The organism is Novosphingobium sediminicola, from assembly GCF_014196525.1.
GTDB classification, from domain to species: Bacteria; Pseudomonadota; Alphaproteobacteria; order Sphingomonadales; family Sphingomonadaceae; genus Novosphingobium; species Novosphingobium sediminicola.
In genome coordinates this window covers 40697-61842 of record NZ_JACIDX010000008.1, presented here as the reverse complement: position 1 = coordinate 61842, position 21146 = coordinate 40697, and the positions used below count along the sequence as shown (strand labels likewise).

Sequence of the window (21146 nt, the reverse complement as noted above, 5' to 3'; positions counted from 1 at the left end):
TGTTCCTTGCGGCGAATCAGTGTATGCCTCAAAAATTGGTTGACGTATAGGGAAAGTTCGGCACCATTAGAGCAGAAGGGTGCGGGGCGTGATTCCCGTGCTACAATCCCGGCCAATAATTCGACAAAAAGAGGATGTGCGATGCGTAACGTGGTGATTGCGGGCTATGCCCGTTCTCCTTTCCATCTGGCGGGCAAGGGCGCGCTGGCGCGGGTGCGGCCCGACGATCTGGCCGCCGATGTGGTGCGCGGTCTGATCGCACGCACGGGCGTCGATGCCGCCGCCCTCGAAGATCTGATTGTCGGCTGCGCTTTTCCCGAGGGCGAACAGGGGTTTAACATTGCCCGCCTGATAGGCCTGATTGCCGATCTGCCGCTCTCGGTGGGGGGCATGACGGTCAACCGTTTCTGCGGCTCCTCGATGAGCGCGATCCATTATGCGGCGGGCCAAATCCAGCTTGGCGCGGGCGAAGTGTTCATCGCCGCAGGCGTGGAATCGATGAGCCGCGTGCCGATGATGGGTTTCAACCCGCTGCCCAATCCGGCGCTGGCGAAGAAGAGCGCGGCCTATCTGGGCATGGGCGATACGGCCGAAAACGTGGCGGCCAAATTCGGCATCAGCCGCGAGGCACAGGAAGCCTTTGCCGTGGAGAGCCAGCGCAAGGCGGGCGCGGCCATCGCGGCGGGTCTGCTCTCCGATGAGATCGTGCCTGTGGGCGGCGTCGATGCCGACGGCACCCCGCGCCCCGGCACCACGGTCGAGGCTCTGGCGGGCCTCAAGCCTGCGTTCAGCGCAAACGGCAGCGTGACGGCGGGCACCGCCAGCCCGCTGACCGATGGCGCCGCCGCCGTGCTGGTGTGCAGCGAGGATTATGCTGTCGCCAACGGCCTGCCCATTCTGGCGCGGATCAAATCGGTGGCGATCAGCGGGTGCGCGCCCGAAATCATGGGCATGGGGCCGGTCGAATCCAGCCGCAAGGCGCTGGCCCGCGCGGGGATTTCGGTTGCCGATCTCGATGTGGTCGAACTCAATGAAGCCTTTGCCAGCCAGAGCCTTGCCTGCATCGGCGAATTGGGGCTGGACGTGGCCAAGGTCAATATTGACGGCGGCGCGATTGCCATTGGCCACCCGCTGGGCGCGACCGGCGCGCGCATCGTGGGCAAGGCGGCCAGTCTGCTCAAGCGCACCGGGGGCCGCTATGCGCTGGCCACGCAATGCATCGGCGGCGGGCAGGGGATCGCCACGGTTCTGGAGGCGATCTGATGGCTATCAACAAACTCTGTGTGATCGGCGCCGGAACCATGGGCGCCGGCATCGCGGCGCAGGCGGCCAATGCGGGCGTGCCGGTGCTGTTGCTGGACATCGTGCGGGATGCCAATGATCGCAATTCGGTGGCGGCGGGCGCGATTGAGCGGCTGAAAAAGGCCGAACCGGCTGCCTTCATGAGCAAGGCTGCGGCGCGGCTGGTCGAGGCGGGCAATATTGACGATGATCTGGGCCGGGTTGCCGAATGCGACTGGGTGATCGAGGCGATTGTCGAGAAGATCGAGCTGAAGCACGCGCTTTATGAAAAGCTGGAAGGCGTGCGGCGGCCCGGAACGGCGATTTCCTCGAACACCTCGACGATTCCCTTGGACCGCCTGATCGAGGGGCGCAGCGAGGCTTTCGCCCGCGATTTCCTCATCACCCATTTCTTCAACCCGCCGCGCTATATGCGCCTGCTCGAGGTTGTGGCGGGGCCGAAGAGCGATCCCGCGCTGGTGGCCGCCGTCTCCGATTTTGCCGACCGCGCCATGGGCAAGAGCGTGGTGCATGCCAAGGACACGCCCGGTTTCCTCGCTAATCGCGTGGGGACCTATTGGTTGCAAGCCGCGATCAATGCGGCCTTTGATCTGGGCGTCAGCGTCGAGGATGCCGATGCCATCGGCGGGCGTCCGATGGGCGTGCCCAAGACGGGCATCTTTGGCCTTGTCGATCTGGTGGGCATTGATCTGATGCCCTATCTCAAGGCCAGCCTGACCAGCACTCTGCCCGCAAACGACCCTTACCAGGCGATTGCCCATGACCATCCGCTGATCCTGAAAATGATCGCCGATGGCTATACCGGCCGCAAGGGCAAGGGCGGCTTTTACCGGATCAACAAGGAAGCCGGGAAGGTCAAGGAAGCGATCAACCTGAACACCGGGGAATACACCAAGGCGGCCAAGCCGGTGTCGATCCCTTCGGCGGCGCAGAAGGACCTGCGCGCGCTGATTGCCGCGCCGGGCGTGGTGGGGGCCTATGCCTGGGCCGTGCTGGGGCCTAGCCTTGCCTATGCCGCCGGACTGATCGGCGAGGCGTCCGATGATATCCTGAGCATCGATGTGGCGATGAAGCTGGGCTATAATTGGAAATATGGCCCGTTTGAGCTGATAGACCGGATTGGTGGCGCCGATTTCGTCGCCCGTTTGCAGGCCGAGGGGCGCGAGGTTCCCGCGATCCTGACATTGGCGGCGGGCCGCCCGTTCTACCGCGTGGAGGAAGGCCAGCGCCAGTATCTGGGCGCGGATGGCGAATATCATGCGATTGCCCGGCCCGAAGGCGTACTGTTGCTGGAGGACATCAAGGCAGCATCGAAACCGATCCTCAAGAGCGCCTCGGCGGCGCTGTGGGATATTGGCGATGGCGTTGTCGCGCTGGAATTCACCGGCAAGATGAATGCGCTCGATGGCGAGGTGATGAAGCTGATCGAGAAGGCGATCCCGCTGGTGACCGAGCAGTACAAGGCGCTGGTGGTTTATAATGAAGGCTCGAATTTCTCGGCGGGCGCGAACCTTGGCCTTGCCATCTTTGCCATCAACATTGCCGCATGGGGCGAGGTGGAGAAGCTGGTCGCGGGCGGGCAGAAGGCCTATAAGGCGCTGAAATATGCTCCCTTCCCGGTGGTGGCCGCGCCCTTTGGCATGGCGCTGGGGGGCGGGTGCGAGATCTGCCTCAATGCCGATGCGGTGCAGGCCCATGCCGAAACCTATATCGGTCTGGTCGAATGCGGCGTGGGGTTGATCCCGGGCTGGGGCGGATGCGGCGAATTGATGGTCCGCGCCGCGGAAAGCCCCAAGGCGCCCAAGGGGCCGATGCCGCCGGTGGCCAAGGCGTTCGAGACGATTTCCACCGCCACGGTGGCCAAATCGGCGGCCAATGCCAAGGAAATCGGCTATCTGCGCCCCAGCGACGGCATCACCATGAACCGCGACCGGTTGCTGGCGGACGCCAAGGCGCGAGCGCTGGCGATGGTCGAGGGCTACACCCCGCCCGCGCCGCCCATCTTCCGTTTGCCCGGCGCCAGCGGCAAGACTGCGCTGGAACTAGCGGTCAAGGGCTTCCGCGCGCGGGGCCTTGCCACGCCTTATGACGAGGTAGTGGCCGACAAACTGGCGACGGTCCTGACCGGGGGAGATGCCGATGTGGTCGATACTGTAACCGAAGAGCAGCTATTGGCGCTGGAACTGCGCGAATTCATGACGCTGGTGCGCGATAGCCGTACGCAGGCGCGGGTGGAGCATATGCTGACCACCGGCAAGCCGCTGCGCAATTGACGCCGGTATAACAGGAGAGGTTTTATGCAGGTCTATACCGCACCCCTGCGCGATATGCGCTTTGTTCTGAATGAATTGCATCAGGATGACGGCTTTGGCGGGCTTTCGGTGCATGAGGAATTCACTCCCGATTTGACCGATGCCGTTTTGGAAGAGGCGGCCAAGCTGTGTCAGGACGTGCTGCTGCCCATCAACCTTTCGGGCGATGCCGAAGGGTGCCGGTATGAAAACGGCGTGGTGACCACCCCCAAGGGCTTCAAGGAAGCCTATGAACAGTTCGTGCAGAGCGGCTGGGGCGGATTGGTGATGCCGGTCGAATATGGCGGGCAGGGCCTGCCCGAGGCGGTGGGCAAGCTGGTCGAGGAAATGATCTGCGCCACCAATGTCTCCTTCAGCCTTTATCCGGGCCTGACGGCGGGTGCGGTGACGGCGCTCAACGCCTATGCCAGCGAGGAGTTGAAGGCGGCCTATTTGCCAAAGATGATTTCGGGCGAATGGTCGGGCACGATGAACCTGACCGAGCCGCATTGCGGGACCGATCTGGGCCTGCTGCGCACCAAGGCCGATCCGGTGGGCGATGGCAGCTATAAGCTGACCGGCTCGAAAATCTTCATCTCGGCGGGCGAGCAGGATCTGACCAGCAACATCATCCATCTGGTGCTGGCGCGTTTGCCCGATGCGCCCAAGGGGGTGAAGGGGATCAGCCTGTTCCTCGTGCCCAAGTTCCTGCCGGACGCCGACGGCAATCCGGGCGCGCGCAATGGCGTGCGCGCCAGCGGGATCGAGCACAAGATGGGCATCAAGGCGTCCGCCACATGCCAGATGCAGTTTGACGATGCGATCGGCTGGCTGGTGGGCGAGCCGCATCGGGGCCTTGAGGCGATGTTCACGATGATGAATGCCGAGCGCGTGGGCGTGGGCATTCAGGGGCTGGGCATTGGCGAGGCGGCCTATCAGTCGGCGGTGTGGTATGCCAAGGATCGCCTGCAGGGGCGCTCGCTCTCGGGCGCGAAATATCCCGATAAGGCGGCGGACCCGATCATCGTTCACCCCGATGTGCGCAAGAATCTGCTGACCATGCGGGCCTATAATGAGGGTTGCCGGGCGCTTGGTGCTTGGGTGGCGCGGGGGCTGGATGCCGAACGCCATGCCGCCGATCCCGAGGTTCGCCAGCGGGCCGAGGATTTCGTCGCGCTGATGACGCCGGTGGTCAAGGCGCTGTTCACCGATCTGGGCCATGACAGCGCCAGTCTGGCGGTGCAGGTCTATGGCGGTCATGGCTATATCCATGAAAGCGGGGTCGAGCAGTATCAGCGCGATGCGCGTATCGCCATGATCTATGAAGGCACCAACGGCATTCAGGCGCTCGATCTGGTCGGGCGCAAGCTGGGCGCGCATATGGGCCGCTATCTGCGCAGCTTCTTCCACCCCGTCTCGGCCTTTATCGAGGAGAACAAGGGTGAAGGCCCGATGCTCAAGATGATCGAGGGGCTGGAAAAGGCCTTTGGCGCTTTGCAGCTTTCCACCGCGACGATTGCCGAAAAGGGCATGAAGGACGCCGAGGAAGCAGGGGCTGCGGCCAGCGATTATCTGCGCTTGCTAGGCCTTGTCGGCATGGCCTATTGCTTTGCCAAATCCACCAAGATCGCCGGTTTGCAGCTTTTCTTCGGAACCGAGGATAAGGCGTTTTACGAAACCAAGATCAAGACCGCGACCTTCTTCTTTGAAAAGATCCTGCCGCAGGCAACCACCCATTTCCTGGCGATCAAGGCGGGCAAGGGCGCGCTGATGGCCTTTGGTGAGGATGAATTCTGATGGACATTGCGATTCCCCACAGCCTTGGCCGGGTCGAGGCCAAGCGCCGCATCGAGGTGGGCCTGCCCAAATTGGCGGCGCATATTCCGGGCGGGGGCAGCCTCGCCTCGGAATGGGCGGGCGATTATGTGCTGAACATGACGATCACCGCGCTCGGCTCGCGCATTCCGGTGTCGCTGACCATCGAGGAGGACCGGTTGAGCGGCAGCCTTGAGGTGCCCGCCCTGATGCGGATGATGCAGGGTCAGGTGGCCGAATTCGTGAAACTCAGCGCGGGCAAGATGCTCGATAAACCCTGATGAAAAAGGGCGGCGGTTTTCGCGCCGCCGCCCTTTTTCTCAATTCTTGTGCTGGTCGTTTTCGAGGCGCTCGTATTCGTCCTCGATCTGCTTGGGCGCATCCTGCCAGCTCGTCCATGGCAGGCCCTTTTTCAGCGTATAGGACCAGCGCTCCATCCACTCGATCCCGTCTTTGCCGACATAGGGATCGCGGGTCTTATAGGCCGGATCGCTCATCGCCGCCTCAATCGTGACGGGTTTGAGCCGCCGCCGCTTCAGGATCGCGGAAAGTTCGTCGATGCTGTCGGCATTGAGCCGCGTATCGTGGAGCAGCATGACAAAGGCGATCTGACGCCCGAACAGCGCGTCCGAGGCCTTTTGATACCAACTGATCGCGCGCTCGGTATAATCGAGATACTGTTTGCGCACCCGCAGCCGCCGCGCCTCGTCATGGCGGGCCAGCGCATCCTCATAGGGTTCGGCAAACATCCAGTCATCGGCGTCGATCGTGACCGGCGCGATGCGATAGCCATGCTGGCCCAGCCATGCGTTGATCGCATGCTTGACCGCCTCGGGCGCGCCGGTTTCCAGATAGGGATGGCGGAACCAGTCCAGCTTCTTGCCCCGCGCGGCCAGCAATTCGCGCGTCACCGGCTCGCCCTTGGCAATATCGGCGATATAGCCCGCCGCGCCCAGATCATTGGGCGATTCATGGCTGAACGTGTGGTTGCCCAGATCCTTGCCCGCATCCAGCCACAGTTTCAGATTGGTGATCTGGCGCGCGCGCACGGCCTCGTCCAGCTTCGATTCGTTGACGAAGCCGATGGCGGGCATATGGTTGCGCCGCAGCCCGCGCAGCAAGGTTCGGTTGATGTAATCCAGCCATGCCTGATCGTTGAACAGGCTCAATCCGGGCAAATCGTCAAAGGTCAGCGCAACCTTGCCCATTTGCGCAGGCGGCGGGGCCAAAGGTTGCGCCAAAACCGGCGTGCCGCCCGCCATCAGCGCCAGTGCTGCCACCGCGCCCCAAACTCCACGCATGTCCAATATTCCCCCGTTCCATCATTTGACGGCAGGGTGCAACTCCACACCGTCCCGCCATTCGCCGCCGATGGCCTGTATCAGGGCTACGGCGGCGGTCTGCTGATTGACGGTATTCTGTATCAGATTAACACGCGCCGAATAGGCTGTGGATTGTGCGGATGACACGCTGGTGAAATCGACGGTGCCGGCCTGATACTGGTTGCGGATGATGGTTTCGGCCCGCGCTGCGGCGGCATTGGCGGCGGCATAATGGGGCGCCTCGGCGCGATAGGCCGAGACGGAGGACAGGTTGGTTTCCACCTCCTGAAATGCATTCAGCACGCTTTGGCGATAGGTGGCCACGGCCGCATTATAGGCCGCGCGGGCCTGCGCCACCTTGGCCGAACGCGCGCCAAAATCGATCAGCGTTTCGGCCGCGCTCGCCCCCAAAGACCAGAGCGAGGTGGCCGCGCTGAACAGGTTGGTCATCGTGGTGGAATTGGACCCGACCGATCCGGACAGCGTGATCGAGGGGAAGAAGGCCGAGCGCTGAATGCCGATGGCCGAATTGGCGGCGGCCACCGATCTTTCGGCATTGGCGATATCGGGGCGGCGTTGCAGAATGTCGCCCGGCATCACGCCCGGCACCGATGGCAGCGCCGGGTTCCACGCTGCCGGGGCCAGACGGAAAGTCGAAGGATTTTCGCCCACCAGCACTGCGATGGCATTTTCATAGGATGCGCGCTGCCGCTCCAGATCGCGCAAATTCGCCTCGGCATTGGACAGCGTGGCCTGTGCGCTTTGCACGTCGGCCTCGCTGATCGTGCCTGCGCTCAGCTTATTGCGCGTCACCTCCAGCGAGCGGCGATAGGCGGCCACACTGTCGGTCAGCATCGCCTTTTGCGCGTCGATCCCGCGCAACTGGAAATAATTGGTGGCCAGCGTGCCGCGCGCCGAGAGCGTGGCATTGGCCAGCGTGGCGGCCGAGGCTTGCGCCTGCGCCTTGGACTGGCGCGTGGTATCGGCCAGCTTGCCCCAGATGTCGGGGGTCCAGCTGGCGCTGCCGGTGGCCGAAATGGTGGTGCCGGTGCGCGTCACGCTGCCGCCGGACCCTGTGGTGGTGCCGGTGCTGTTGGCGGCGAATGTGCCGCTGCGCGTGTCGCTGGCGCTGGCGCTGATGGTGGGGAAGAGCGCGGCGCGGTTTGCCCGCACCACCGCCTCGGCCTGCGCATAGGCGGCGCGGTAATAGGCGACGTTCTGGTTGGTCACCTCCACCTTTTCCTCCAGCGCGTCCAGCACGGGATCGCCAAACAGCTTCCACCATTGCCCCTTGGCCACATCGTCGGCGGGCATGGCGGGCGTCCATCCGGCATCGCCCTTAAACGCGGCGGCGGGCGCCACGCTGGCGGGTACATGATACTTGGGGGCCATGCTGCATCCCGACAGGGCCAGCGCTGTGGTAAGGGCAAAAAGGGTGCGCTTCATCATATCAGGCTTCCAGAGGTTCTGCGTCACCATGACGGGCCAGCAGATGTTCATGGGGAGAGCGGCGGCGCCATTTGTCCACCGCCAGATAGACCACAGGCGTCGTCAGCAGCGTCAGCATCTGGCTGACGATCAGCCCGCCCACGATGGCAATGCCCAGCGGGCGGCGCAGTTCGGCGCCGTCGCCAAAACCGATGGCCAGCGGCAAGGCCCCCAGCGCGGCGGCCAGCGTGGTCATCAGGATCGGGCGGAAACGCAGCAGGCTGGCCTCGCGGATCGCCTCAAACGAGGAGAGCCCGCGTGAGCGTTCCGATTCGATGGCAAAGTCGATGATCAGAATCGCGTTCTTCTTCACAATGCCGATCAGCAGCACGACCCCGATCAGCGCGATAATGTCGAACTGCCCCCCCGTCACAATCAGCGCAAAGATCGCGCCCACGCCCGCCGAGGGCAGGGTGGAGAGCACCGTGAGCGGGTGGATCGCACTTTCATACAGAATGCCCAGCACGATATAGATCGTGACGATCGCGGCCACGATCAGCATCGGCATCGAACTGGTCGATTGCTGAAACACTTTGGCCGTGCCGCCGAAATCGCCATGGACGCCGGCGGGCAGCGCCAGATCGGCCTGCGTCTTGGCGATGGTCTGCGCGGCCTGGCCCAGCGAGAGGCCCGGCGGCAGGTTGAACGAGATCGTTGCCGAAGGCTCGCCATCGGTATGGCTGACGCTGGCTGCGGTCGATGCGTTGGACCATGCTGCCACGGTGGAGAGCGGGATCTGGGTGGTGGCAGTCGCGCTCACCGCGCTGCCCTTGGCCGCATTGTTGCCCAGCGAGGCATTGGCGTTGGTGGCCGTGGTGGACGAGGACAGGGTGCCCCCTACCGGCAGATAGAGGTTGCCCAGCGCTTCCGGCTTGCCGGAATAGGTCGGATCGGCCTCCATCACCACATGATACTGGTTCAGCCCTTGATAGATCGAGGCGACCTGCCGCTGGCCAAAGGCGTCATAGAGCGTCTGGTCGATGGTGTTCATCGTGATGCCAAGGCTGGCGGCGCGGTTGCGATCGACGGTGACAAAGGCGCTTGCGCCCGCGTCCTGTTGGTCAATATCCACATCGGTGATCGCCTGCGGCTGGGCCTTGAGGGCTTTGACCAGTTTCTCGCCCGCCTCGCGCAGCATCTGCGCGCTTTCGGCGTGGAGGACATATTGATAGGTCGCACTGGTCTGTCGCCCGCCCGCCTGCAGATCCTGCACCGGGTTGAGAAACACGCTGACCCCGCGCACCCGCGCCAGTTTGGGGCGCAGGCGGGCGATCACGTCATTGATCGGCGGGCGCTCTCCGCGCGGTTTCAGGTTGACGAACATAAAGCCCGAACCCGCGCGCCCGCCCCCGGTAAAGGCCACCAGCGTGGCGACCGCCGGATCGGCGCGGATGATATTGGCCGCCTGAGTCAGCTTGTCGGCGGTGGCGGTAAAGGACATGGACTGGTCAACGCGCAGGCCGCCCGTCATTGCGCCCGTATCCTGTTGCGGCAGCAATCCCTTGGGCGCGACCACGATCAGAAACACGTTCAAAATCACCGCGCCCAGCAGCAGCAGCAGCACCGGCCCGCGATGGTTCAGCGCCCAATCCAGCCGCCGCGCATAACGCGCATGGAGCCCATCGAAAAACCGGCGCGAGGTGCGGAACAGGGCATTGTCCTTTTCCACCCCCGGCGCGACCAGCGCTCGGCTGGCCAGCATCGGTGTGACCGTCAGGCTGGCGATCAGGCTGATGCCCACCGCCGCCGTCATGGTCAGCGCAAATTCGCGCATCAGTCGCCCCATCACCCCGCCCATGAAGATCAGCGGCACAAAGACCGCGACAAGGGACAGCGAAATGGACAGCACGGTGAAGCCCACCTCGCGCGCGCCGCGCAGGGCTGCGGGAAAGGGGGGCATCCCTTCCTCGACATGGCGGGCGATGTTTTCGACCACCACAATCGCGTCATCGACCACAAAGCCGGTCGCCACAGTCAGCGCCATCAGAGAAAGATTGTCGAGCAGAAAGCCCGACATATACATCACCCCCAGCGTGCCCAGCAGCGAGACGATCACCGCCGCCGCCGGGATCAGCGTCGCGCGCCAGCTTTGCAGAAACACGCTGACCACGATCACCACCAGCAGCGTGGAGACGAGCAGCGCAATCTCCACCTCATGCAGCGATGAGCGGATGGTGATCGTGCGGTCGGTGGCGATGTTGAGCTTGATGTCGGCGGGCAGCAAGGCTTGCAGCCCCGGCACCTGCGCGCGCAGCGCGTCGACCGTCTGGACGATATTGGCGTCAGGCTGGCGGGTGATGATGATCGGCACCGACTTCTTGCCGTTAAACAGGCCCATCGTGTGCAATTCTTCCGGCCCATCGACCACGCGGGCAATGTCGGACAGGCGCACCGGCGCATTGTTGCGCCATGCGATCACCATCGGGGCGAAATCGGCGGCCTTCAGCGCGGCGGCATTGGAGAAAATCTGCCAGGACAATCCGCCCTTGGAAATATCGATCCCCTCCAGCACGCCTCTGGGCCGATTGGCACTGGCCGATTGCAGCGCGGTGCGCACATCCTCCAGCGCGATCCCGGCGCGGGCCAATTGCATCGGGTTGATCTCGATCCGCACGCCGGGCAGGGCCGCGCCGCCCAGTTCGACATTGCCCACCCCGTCCACCTGCAACAGCTTTTGCTGCACGATGTTCGACACCGCATCATAGATCTGTTCGGGCGTGCGGGTCGGGCTGGTCAGGGCAAGGATCAGGATCGGCGCATCGGCCGGGTTCATCTTGCGATAGGTCGGGTTGGTTTTGAGCGTGCTGGGCAGATCGGCGCGGGCGGCGGCAATCGCGGCCTGAACATCGCGGGCCGCGCCATCAATATTGCGCGACAGATCGAATTGCAGCACCACCTGAGACGAGCCGAGCGAGGAGCGCGAGGTCATCTCGGTCACACCCGCAATCGTGCCGAGGCGGCGCTCCAGCGGGCTGGCCACGGTGCTGGCCATGGTCGAGGGGCTGGCGCCGGGCAGGCTGGCCTGCACCATGACGGTGGGAATATCGACGCGGGGCAGGGGCGCCACGGGAAGCTGAAAAAACGCCGCAATGCCCGCCAGCGCCACCCCGATGGTGAGCAATATCGTGCCGACCGGACGGCGGATGAAGGGGGCGGAGATATTCACGCCGCCTGCTCCACATGGCGGGCCTGACGGCGCGCGCGCCAGTTTTCAAAGGCGAGGAAGATCACCGGCGTGGTGAACAGCGTGAGCACCTGAGACAGGATCAGGCCCCCCGCGATGGACAGGCCCAGCGGTTGCCGCAATTCATGCCCCATGCCCGAACCAAAGATCATCGGGATCGCGGCAAACAGCGCGGCAAAGGTGGTCATCATGATCGGGCGGAAGCGCAGATGGGCGGCGCGGCGGATCGCTTCGCCTGCCTCCATCCCTTCCTCGCGCATGGCGGCAATGGCAAAGTCGATCATCATGATCGCGTTTTTCTTCACAATGCCGATCAGCAGCACGATGCCGATGATCCCGATCACCCCCAACCCATAAGACGTCAGCGCCAGCGCGATCAGCGCCCCCACCCCCGCCGAGGGCAGGGTGGAAAGGATCGTGACGGGATGGATGAAGCTTTCATACAGCACGCCCAGCACGATATACACCGTGATGATCGCGGCCAGCACCAGCACCAGCTCGTTCGACAAAGCCGAACGAAATGCCGAGGCCGAGCCGGAGAAATCCATCGTCAGGGATGAGGGCATGCCCAGATCCTTGGCCGCCTGTTCGATGCTGCTGACGGCATGGCCCAGCGACACGCCCGGCGTCACATCGAAACCGATGGTGGCCGAGGGGAATTGCCCCTCGCGCGCCAGAACCAGCGGGCTGGTGCCCTCGCGGATCGTGGCGATGGTGCCCAGCGGCACCTGCGTGCCAGAGGACAGCGGGATATAGAGCTGTTGCAGGCTTTGCGGATCGGACAGCATCTGCGGGCTGGCCGAGAGGATCACGCGGTTCTGGCTCGATTGGGTATAGATGGTCGAGATGATCCGCTGGCCAAAGGCATCATAGAGCGCATTGTCGACGCTGAGCACCGAGAGGCCCAGACGCGCCGCCGCATCGCGGTTCACATCCACGATCACGCTGCGCCCCTGCCCCAGCGCGGGGGCGTTGACATCGCGCAGCGAGGACTCGGACTTAAGCGCCTTCGCCAGCTTTTGCCCCCATGTGTTGACCGTATCCTGATCCGCGCCATGCAGGGCGAAGCGATACGGCGTCAGGCCCGTTTCGGTGTCGATGGTCAGATCCTGCACCGGCTGGAAATAAAGCTGGACCCCCGGCACGCCCGCCGCGCTCTCACGCAGGCGGGTCATGATCGCCTCCTGATCCTCGCGCGCGTTGATGGGTTTGAGGTTGATGACCATCCGCCCCTGATTGACGGTGGTGTTCGTCCCATCCACGCCCACGCTGGAGGAAAGCGATTCCACGCCCGGATCTTCCAGCATTTTGGCCGCCACCTGCTGTTGCAGATGAGCCATGCGGGTGAAGCTGATGTCCTGTGCGGCCACCAGCGTGGCGCGGATTTGCCCGGTGTCTTGCGTGGGAAACAGGTTTTTCGGGATCGCCCAGAACAGCGCCGCCGTCACCACCAGCGAACCGGCAAAGACCAGCATGGTCAGGCCTGACCGCTTCATCACCCAGCCCAAAGCGCTTGCATAAGCGGCGGCGAGGCGATCAAACTGATGCATCGCCTTGTCCACGATGGCAAAGCGCCGCTCCTCATGCTCCGGCCTCAACCAGCGCGCGGCCAGCATCGGCACGGCGGTCAGCGCCACAAGGGCCGAAAGCGCGATAGTGACGGCAAGGCTGATGGCAAATTCGCGGAACAGCCGCCCCACCACATCGCCCATGAAGAGCAGCGGGATCAACACGGCAATCAGGCTGACGGTCAGGCTGATGATGGTGAAACCGATCTCGCTGGCGCCTTTGAGCGCGGCGTCAAACGGCTTCATCCCCTCCTCGACGTATCGGGCGATGTTCTCGATCACCACGATGGCATCATCGACCACAAAACCGCTGGCGATGGTCAACGCCATCAGCGTCAGATTGTTGATCGAAAAGCCCAGCGCCCACATGGCGGCAAAGGCCCCGACCAGCGACAGAGGCACCGAAATCGCCGCCACCATCGTCGCGCGGATGCTGCCCAGAAACAGGAAGATCACCAGCACAACGAGGCCCACGGCCAGCACCAGTTCGAACTGCACATCCTCGACGCTGGCGCGGATGCCCTCGGTGCGGTCGGTCAGGATGTTGACCTTGACGTCTCCGGGCAATTGCGCGGTGAGGTCGGGCAGGGCGGCCTTGATGGCATCGACCGTGGCGATGACATTGGCGCCGGGCTGGCGCTGAACGTCGATGATGACCGCGCTCTGCTTGTTCATCCAACTGGCGGTGCGGGTGTTTTCGACGCCGGATTCCACGCTGGCCACATCGGACAGGCGGATCGGCGCGCCATTGGCATAGGTGATGACCAGATTGGTGTAATCCTTGGCGCTGCCCAACTGGTCATTGGCGTCGATGGTCCAGCTCTTGGTGATCCCGTCAAAGCTGCCCTTGGCCATGTTGACATTGGCATTGGAAATCGCGCTGCGGATGCTTTCGAGGCTCAGCCCTCGCGTGGCCAGCGCCTGAACATTGGCGATGATGCGCACGGCGGGGCGCTGTCCGCCCGACAGGCTGACCAGACCAACGCCCGAAACCTGCGCGATCTTGTTCGAAAACTGCCGCTCGACAATCCCTTGCACCTCGCCCAGCGGACGGGTTTTCGACGATACGCCCAGCGTGATGACCGGCGCGTCGGCAGGGTTCACCTTGGCATAGACCGGCGGCGCGGGCAGGTCGGACGGCAGCAGGCTGTTGGCGGCATTGATCGCGGCTTGTACCTGTTGCTCGGCCACATCGAGCGCCATGCCCAGATCAAATTGCAGCGTGATGACCGAGGCCCCGCCCGATGAATTCGAGGTCATGCGCGTCAGGCCCGGCATCTGGCCGAACTGGCGCTCAAGCGGGCTGGTGACGGTCAGCGCCATGACATCGGGGCTGGCGCCGGGATAGAGTGTGCGCACCTGAATTGTGGGATAATCCACCTGCGGCAGCGCCGAGAGCGGCAATTGCTTCCACGCGATGAAACCGGCCAGCAAGAGCGCGATCATCATCAGCGTGGTGGCCACAGGGCGCAGGATGAAGGGCCGCGAGGGGCCGCCTGTCACCTTCTCGCCCGGAACCGCGTCCGGGCCTGTTTCCACGGGCGCGCTCATTGGGCTGCCTTGCGCTTGCCCTTGTGTTCGCCCGCGCCGCCGGGGCCGCCCGATCCGGCCAGACGGACCGTCGAGCCATCATCAAGCCCGTCCGCGCCCTCGGCCACAACCATCTGACCCTTGTTCAGGCCCGACAGGACGGCGGTGTTCCTGCCATCGCTGGGGCCAACCTTGACCACGGTCAGCTTCACCTTCTTGTCAGGCTGCACCACGAAGACGAAATCGCCCGGCGCGCCGTGACGCAGCGCCGAAACCGGCACCACCGGCATCTGATGCAGCGTATCGACCAGCATCTTTACGTTCACAAACTGATTGGGGAACAAGGCACGCGCCGCCGCCGGATTGGCAAAGCGCGCCTTGGCCTTGACCGTGCCGGTGGTGGTGTCGATCTGATTGTCAAAGGTCGAGAATGTGCCCTTGGCCAGCTCGCTCTTGCCGTCCTGATCATAGGCGATGACAGGCAGGCCGGATCCCTTGGCGGCAATCGCGTTCAATTGCCCCTGCGGCACGGTAAAGGCGACATCGATGGGATCGGTGCGCGTGATCGTGGCAATGCCCGCCGTGTCCGAAGGCGTGACATAGGCGCCAACACTGACCTGACGCAGGCCGATGCGGCCCGAGAAAGGCGCCTTGACCGCGGTATATTGCAGATTGAGCTTGGCCGTGCCCACCGAGGCGCGGTCGGCGGCCACCGTGCCTTCCAACTGGCCCACCGTGGCGCGCTGGGTGTCAAGCGTTTGCCGCGCCACCGAATCCTGCGAGGCCAGCGTCTCATAGCGCTTGAGATCAAGCTTGGCCGCGTTCAACTGCGCCATATCCTTGGCCATCGTGCCCTCGGCCTGCGCGAGGCTGAGGCGATAGGGGCGCGGGTCGATCTGGGCGATGACCTGTCCTTCATGCACCTGCTGGCCTTCCTTGAACAGGATGGCGAAAACCGTGCCCGAAAGCTGGCTGCGCACGGCGGCCGAATCAATGGGCGTCACCGTGCCGATCGCGTTAACCTCGACCGGCATATCGCCAAGACCCACCGGCACCGCCGAAACCGCCGCCGCAGGCCGCCCGGAGCGCGCATTCTTTTGCGCCCCGGCGCCTGCAAACCATTTGCCGATCAGCGCCACCGCCACCAGCCCGATCACCACCAGCGCATAGGCCAGCCAGGGTTTGCGGCGGGGCCGATCATCTTCATAATAGGGCGCGGTGTCGGACATGGTGGCATACTCCATCGGCGGCAAGACCGGTGTTTCAAAGGACATCAGAACGCGGCAAGCGATCCACAGCTTGCCCATCGGTTACATTTGGCAGATTGCCACAAGCTGACAACGAAGAAAGTATCGTCAATTGCAACAGAACGTAACAGGCCAGATGCGCGCTGCGGCATTTACGATGGTGGCCGATGACCGGACCCGCCTGCTGGTGCTGGGCAGCCTGCCGGGGCAGGCATCGCTGGCGGCGGGGCGATACTATGCCCATCCGCGCAATCAGTTCTGGCGCCTGCTCTCACCGGTGGTCGGGGCGGATCTGATGGCGATGGAGTATCAGGCGCGGCTTGCGACGCTGCTGGGCGCGGGGATCGGCCTGTGGGATGTGGTGGAAAGCGCCAGGCGGCGCGGCAGCCTTGACGCCGACCTGCGCGAGGTGGAGGCGCGGGACCTGCGCGGCGCGGCGGCCCGCCTGCCCGCTCTGCGCGCGATGGGGTTTAACGGGGCCAAGGCCTTTGCCATTGGGCGGGCGCAGTTGGGTGATGATTTTCCGTTGCCGCTGATCGCCTTGCCGTCCAGCAGTCCAGCCCATGCGGTGGGGATTGAGGCGAAGCAGCCGGCGTGGGCGGCGTTGGGGGTGTGGTTATAGGAAAGATGCCTCCGGCGGGCAAAGGGCGGGGGCCCTTTGCAATCCCGATAATGGGGGTGTGGCTGAATGGCTGCGCTGTGTTTTTGATGTCATTTTAAAGCCTGCGGTGCAGCCAATGAGCGCCGCAGGCTTTAATATTTTAACACCGCGCCCATCAACCTTGGCCGAACCCGAAGCGCAACATCGACAGTAACGGGATTGCAAAGGGACCAGTCCCTTTGCCCGCCGGAGGCCCCTTACAAAACCTACCACCCGCCCCCAAGCGCCAGGAACAGATTGATCTGATCCAGCACCAGCGCTTCCTTGGCGGCTTGCTCCCGCTGCGCTGCGATCAACGCTGTGTTCCGCCCGCCGATGTCTACCTGCGCCGCTGCCTTGCCGCCCTCGCGCAACCGGCGAAGCTGGTCGGCGGTTTGATCGGCGGCCTCGCGCGCTTCGCTCAGGGAGAGGAGGCGGTTGTGGTTTTCGCCATAGGTGGAGATTGCGGTCTGAACCTCGCGCAGCGCGTTCAGCACTTTGCCGTCAAATTGGGCCAGCGCGCGGGCGGTATCGGCCTTGGCGGCACGGACTTTGGCGCGCGGGCCTGCGCTGGGGAAGTTCCAGCGGATCAGCCCGGCGATGCTCCAGCGGTTGGTCGCGGCTTTGCCCAGATCTTCCAGAATGCCGGTGGTGCCGCCGGTCAGACCGATGCCGATTTGCGGATAAAGCTCGGCGGTGGCCACGCCGATGCGGGCGGTCGCGGCGGCCAATTGGCGCTCGGCGGCGCGGATGTCGGGGCGGCGCGCGATCATCGCCGCGCCATCGCCGGTGGGCAGCGGCTGCGACAATTTGGGCAGGTGGTGGCAGGCCTCGGCCTCACGCGGATAGTCATCGGGCGTGCGGCCCATCAGGAAAGCAAGCCGATAGAGCGCCGCGCGCGACTTGATCTTGTCGAGCGGCAAGGCGGCGCGCGCATCGGCCAGACGCGCCTTGGCGGCGGAAACCTCGATCGCGCTGCCCCGGCCCTCGGCCTGCAGGCGCTCGGCAAATTCGACCAGCCGCTCCTGCACTTCCACCGAATGCTCGACGATGGCTTCCATCTCCTGCGCGCCGCAGACCTCGACATAGGACTTGGCGACTTCGGCGGCCAGCGTCACCTTGACCGCATCGGCCAGTGCGCCAACGGCCCCTTCCTCGGCCCGCGCGGCCTCGGCCCCTCGGCGCAACCGGCCGAACAGGTCGAACTGATAGCTGACCCCGCCGCCGACCGAGCCGAGATTCATCACCGGCAAAGGTTCGGTGAGCAGATAGGATTCGCCCGAAAGCCTTGCGCGCTGGGCGGCGGCCTCGACGGAAAATTCCGGCTCATTGGCGCCCTCGGCTGCCTCGGTCATCGCCCGCGCGCGGCCCAAAGAGGCCGCCGCCACGCGCAATTCGGTGTTGGCGCTCAACGCCTGCTCTTCGAGCCGATCAAGCACCGGATCGTCATAAAGATGCCACCAGCGCGGGGGCAGGGGGGCCTGCGCGGTCATGCCATCGGCCTGCGACAGCTTGGCCGAGACGGGTTTTGGCGCCTGATAATTCGGCCCCATCACGCATCCGCTTAACGCCAGCGCCGTGCAGGCCGTCAGTAAGCCCTTGTTCAAGGGGGGCCTCACTTCGCGCCGTCCCGCGCCAGCGTGACCGAAGCCGTCCGCCCCGCGATCAGCGCAATATCGGCGGGCGGATTGTCCAGCTTGATGCGCACCGGCACGCGCTGGGCCAGACGCACCCAGCTGAACGAAGGGTTGATCGCGGGCAGCATCTTGGCGCTGGCCAACCGGTCATGATCCTCGATCGCGGCGGCCAGCGAGACGACATGGCCGGTCAGCACCTTGCTCTCGCCCATCATGCGGATCGTGGCGGCCTGGCCCACATGGACATGGGGCAGCTTGGTTTCCTCGAAATAGCCCTCGACGCGCAAAGATGCCGTATCGATCAGCGCCATCACCGGCGCGCCCGCGCTGACATAATTGCCCACGCGCAGGTTGAGGTCGGACATGCGCCCGTCGGTGGGGGCGACCACCCGCGTCCGCGCCCGGTTGAGCAGCGCCAGATCGCGGGCATCGCGCGCGGTGGTTACGCGCGCCTCGGCCTCGGCCAGCATCGCGGTCGCCTCGGCGGTCTTGGCCTGCGCCTCGGCGGCCTTGGACTGGCTCTGCTCGGTGGCCTCGGCGGCGACCAGATCGCCCAGCTTCTGGTTGCGGGTGGCATCGCGCCGCGCCTGCGTCAGCACCACATTGGCGCTCTGGATCGCAGCGCGCGCGCGCGTCACATCGGCCTGCGCGCTCTGCAACTGGCTGTCGGCCTGACGGATGGCCAGATCAAAGCGCGCCGGGTCGATCTGGAACAAGAGGTCGCCCTTGCGCACGGCCTGATCGTGGGTGACGAAAACCTGCGTCACCAATCCGGCCACATCGGGCGCCACCTGTACCACATCGGCCCGCACGCGCCCGTCGCGCGTCCATGGGTCGGCCTGATAATAGGTAATCAGCGCGCGCCCCGCCACAAGCGCGGCCGCCACCAGCACGCCGGTCACAGCATAGCGGACGACTTTGGAGCCAGCAGGAGAAAGCGAGAGAGTCATGGCAGGGGGCCTTATAGCGGGGAATGCAGCAGGGACGGCACAAGCGGCGGCAGCCACAGCGTGACCAGCGCCCAGACGAGAATGAACATCGCGGTATCGAACAGCACCGGATGCCACACGAAACGATAAAAACGGATGGCGATCAACAGGCGGTGCAGCAGCAGCGCGATCAACAGCGCGATGCTGCCATGCACGGGGGCTGCGTCAATATAGATGCCGCCAAGGATATATTCGGCGCTCATGCGTAACCTCCGGCGCGAAAGGCGGGTGCATGGGGAAACAGGTTGCGGCGCAGCGCCACCAGCGCGGCGCGGCCCTGTTCCGGCTCGGTGATCAACGTGGCCGATGTCGTCATTTGCGGCAAGGGCTGGCTTTGCGTCAGGCGCAGCGCGATGTCGATGGCGTCGAGCATCTCCTCAGGCGCCGCCGTGGCGCGCTTGTCGGACCAATGCGCGGTGCCAAGGCGCAGCATATGTTCGAGCGCGGCGGCAAGGGCGGGCGTGGCGTGGCTGCGCAGATGCTGGATCTGGACGATGTTCATCGCGATGCGAATGTCGCGCAGGCCCGCCGTCGCCATATCGGTATCCGCGCCCAGACGCTGGGTGATAAGCGCGAGCTGGTCGGTGCTGCGCCCCAACGCCGCCAGCGCATCGGGCGGCGAGGAGGAGCGCGCCAGCGCCACCAGATCGCGCCGCATCCGCCCGTTCAGCCGGGCAATCGCCACATCCTTGCTGATCGTGGTCAGGCCCGCCGTCATCCCGGCGGCCACGATCATCGCCACGAACTGGGCCAGATTGGTGTTGAGGAAATGCGCGAAATCGGCGGTATAGGTTTCCTGCAAGGCCAGCGTGCTGCAAAAACCCATCATCAGCGCGAGCGAAAACAGGCCGTAGCGCGGATTGGACAGCAGGCTGCCAAAGAGCAGCAGGGCGGGCAAAAGCACCAGCACCAAGGGCAGGAAACCGTCGATCTGGGGCAGGATATAGAACAGGTACAGCCCCGCCAGCGGCATGGCCGAGAGCGTGGCCACGCCGAAATTGAGGATGGCCGGCACCGGATTGTCCATCGCCGCAAACAGACAGCAGAACACCCCCGCCAGCGCGGCGGCCGAGGCGCCGTCGTGCCAGCCCGACAGGATCCAGATCGCGCAGACCACCAGAATGGTCAGCGTGGCAGCCACCCCCGCGATCAGCGCCGACATCGGATCGGCATGCAGTTCGATCGTGCCCTTCTGCTCCTGAACCGAGAGCGGCGAGGGGCTTTGCGGATGGCCCAGATGATGGAGCAGCGCATCGCATTCATCCAGCAGCACGCCCGCCTGCCGCCGCCGCAATTCATAGCTTTCGCGCAGCAATTCGCTCCATTCATCCTCGCCATCGCCAATCGCGCGCCGCCGGTCCGCCATGCCCGACAGCACCGGCAGCAGCAGCAGCACGCGGCGCAGCAGCGCCTGCACGCTGGCGGTCGCCTCGCGCCAATGGGATGTGTCAAAGGGGATATGCGTGGCCAGCAGCGTGCATTCCACCGCATCGACGGCCAGTTGCTGGCGGTCGCGCAGCGAGGTGGTGGGGGCCGCCCCGCCCAGAATATCCTCATACCATCCGCGCGCATCGGCCAGCCAGCGCTTGAGGCGCGGCTCCAGCGCGGTGGCCACCGATTTGGGCCACAGCAGGCTGTGCGCCAGCGTGGCGCAGGTGATGCCCAGCACGATTTCGGTCACGCGCGCGGCGGCAATGTCAAACACCGCCTCGGGCCGGTCGACGGCCGGAAAGGCGATGATGGCCGCCGTATAGCCCGCCAGCATCAGCATATAGGCGCGCGGCGAACGGTCGAGCAGCGAGATGGCCAGCGTGATCCCCACCCACAGCGCCAGCGCCAGGCTGAGCAATTCGGGCCATTCCACCAGCATCGGCACCAGCGCGACCGCCACCGTGGCGCCGCCACCCGTGCCGATCACGCGATAGATCGCCTTGGACCGGGTTGCGCCCGAGAGCGGGCTGGACACGATATAGGCCGTGCTCATCGCCCAAAAGGGCATGGGCAGGCCGACGAACAGGCTGATCCACAAAGCGAGCAGCGCGGCAAAGGCGGTCTTGGCGGAATAGGCCCATGCGGACCAGTTGGGCAATGTCATGCGCAACGACCGCAGGCGGAATGGGGCAACAGATCGAT

At 64.6% G+C, this 21146-nt stretch carries 15 protein-coding genes; 6 read left to right on the top strand and 9 right to left on the bottom strand.

From position 1 onward, the window contains the following. Window positions 1–141: 141 nt before the first annotated feature. The 4 genes from GGR38_RS11345 to GGR38_RS11330 are packed head-to-tail and all read left to right on the top strand — an operon-like array spanning window position 142 to window position 5689. A complete protein-coding gene (locus GGR38_RS11345) occupies window positions 142–1263 on the top strand; it encodes a thiolase family protein (protein ID WP_183625588.1) in 1122 nt (373 codons plus the stop codon). After that, window positions 1263–3575: a 3-hydroxyacyl-CoA dehydrogenase/enoyl-CoA hydratase family protein gene (locus GGR38_RS11340; protein ID WP_183625586.1), complete on the top strand. Its 2313-nt coding sequence runs from the start codon at window positions 1263–1265 to the stop codon at window positions 3573–3575. The genes GGR38_RS11345 and GGR38_RS11340 overlap by 1 nt, the downstream gene beginning before the upstream one ends. 24 nt (window positions 3576–3599) lie before the next feature. Further along, window positions 3600–5390, top strand: a complete 1791-nt coding sequence (locus GGR38_RS11335; protein WP_183625584.1) for an acyl-CoA dehydrogenase C-terminal domain-containing protein — start codon at window positions 3600–3602, stop codon at window positions 5388–5390. Beyond that, entirely contained in the window at window positions 5390–5689 is a 300-nt protein-coding gene (locus GGR38_RS11330; RefSeq protein ID WP_183625582.1) for a polyhydroxyalkanoic acid system family protein, read from the top strand. Before GGR38_RS11335 ends, GGR38_RS11330 begins: the two co-directional genes overlap by 1 nt. Before the next feature lie 39 nt (window positions 5690–5728). Here GGR38_RS11330 and GGR38_RS11325 read toward each other — a convergent pair whose 3' ends face one another. The 5 genes from GGR38_RS11325 to GGR38_RS11305 are packed head-to-tail and all read right to left on the bottom strand — an operon-like array spanning window position 5729 to window position 15774. Next, window positions 5729–6709 carry a polysaccharide deacetylase family protein gene (locus GGR38_RS11325; protein WP_183625580.1) on the bottom strand — a complete coding sequence of 327 codons (981 nt, stop codon included), beginning with the start codon at window positions 6707–6709 and terminating at the stop codon, window positions 5729–5731. A gap of 21 nt (window positions 6710–6730) precedes the next feature. Beyond that, window positions 6731–8179, bottom strand: a complete 1449-nt coding sequence (locus tag GGR38_RS11320; protein WP_246404515.1) for an efflux transporter outer membrane subunit — start codon at window positions 8177–8179, stop codon at window positions 6731–6733. A 1-nt stretch (window position 8180) separates the two neighbouring features. Next, on the bottom strand, window positions 8181–11384 hold the full coding sequence (locus GGR38_RS11315) for an efflux RND transporter permease subunit (RefSeq protein WP_183625575.1): 3204 nt from the start codon (window positions 11382–11384) through the stop codon (window positions 8181–8183). After that, window positions 11381–14521, bottom strand: a complete 3141-nt coding sequence (locus GGR38_RS11310) for an efflux RND transporter permease subunit (RefSeq protein WP_183625573.1) — start codon at window positions 14519–14521, stop codon at window positions 11381–11383. Before GGR38_RS11310 ends, GGR38_RS11315 begins: the two co-directional genes overlap by 4 nt. After that, window positions 14518–15774 (bottom strand): efflux RND transporter periplasmic adaptor subunit, encoded by a 1257-nt coding sequence (locus GGR38_RS11305; RefSeq protein ID WP_246404512.1) that lies wholly within the window; start codon window positions 15772–15774, stop codon window positions 14518–14520. Before GGR38_RS11305 ends, GGR38_RS11310 begins: the two co-directional genes overlap by 4 nt. 109 nt (window positions 15775–15883) lie before the next feature. Here GGR38_RS11305 and GGR38_RS11300 point away from each other — a divergent pair, with 109 nt between their 5' ends. Together GGR38_RS11300 and GGR38_RS24430 are read left to right on the top strand one after the other, a co-directional pair. Beyond that, window positions 15884–16369 (top strand): DNA-deoxyinosine glycosylase, encoded by a 486-nt coding sequence (locus GGR38_RS11300; protein WP_183625571.1) that lies wholly within the window; start codon window positions 15884–15886, stop codon window positions 16367–16369. Window positions 16370–16427: 58 nt separating this feature from the next. Further along, a complete protein-coding gene (locus GGR38_RS24430; protein ID WP_281379398.1) occupies window positions 16428–16562 on the top strand; it encodes a hypothetical protein in 135 nt (44 codons plus the stop codon). Window positions 16563–16614: 52 nt separating this feature from the next. Here the strand turns inward: GGR38_RS24430 and GGR38_RS11295 are convergent, their stop codons facing one another. From GGR38_RS11295 to GGR38_RS11280, 4 genes are read right to left on the bottom strand one after another with little or no spacing between them, the layout of a single operon-like run. Beyond that, window positions 16615–17994 (bottom strand): efflux transporter outer membrane subunit, encoded by a 1380-nt coding sequence (locus GGR38_RS11295; RefSeq protein WP_183625569.1) that lies wholly within the window; start codon window positions 17992–17994, stop codon window positions 16615–16617. Window positions 17995–18002: 8 nt separating this feature from the next. Beyond that, window positions 18003–18974 carry an HlyD family secretion protein gene (locus GGR38_RS11290; RefSeq protein ID WP_183625567.1) on the bottom strand — a complete coding sequence of 324 codons (972 nt, stop codon included), beginning with the start codon at window positions 18972–18974 and terminating at the stop codon, window positions 18003–18005. Between the two features lie 11 nt (window positions 18975–18985). Then, entirely contained in the window at window positions 18986–19216 is a 231-nt protein-coding gene (locus GGR38_RS11285; RefSeq protein WP_183625565.1) for a DUF1656 domain-containing protein, read from the bottom strand. Continuing rightward, entirely contained in the window at window positions 19213–21108 is a 1896-nt protein-coding gene (locus tag GGR38_RS11280) for an FUSC family protein (RefSeq protein WP_183625563.1), read from the bottom strand. Before GGR38_RS11280 ends, GGR38_RS11285 begins: the two co-directional genes overlap by 4 nt. Window positions 21109–21146 lie beyond the last annotated feature (38 nt).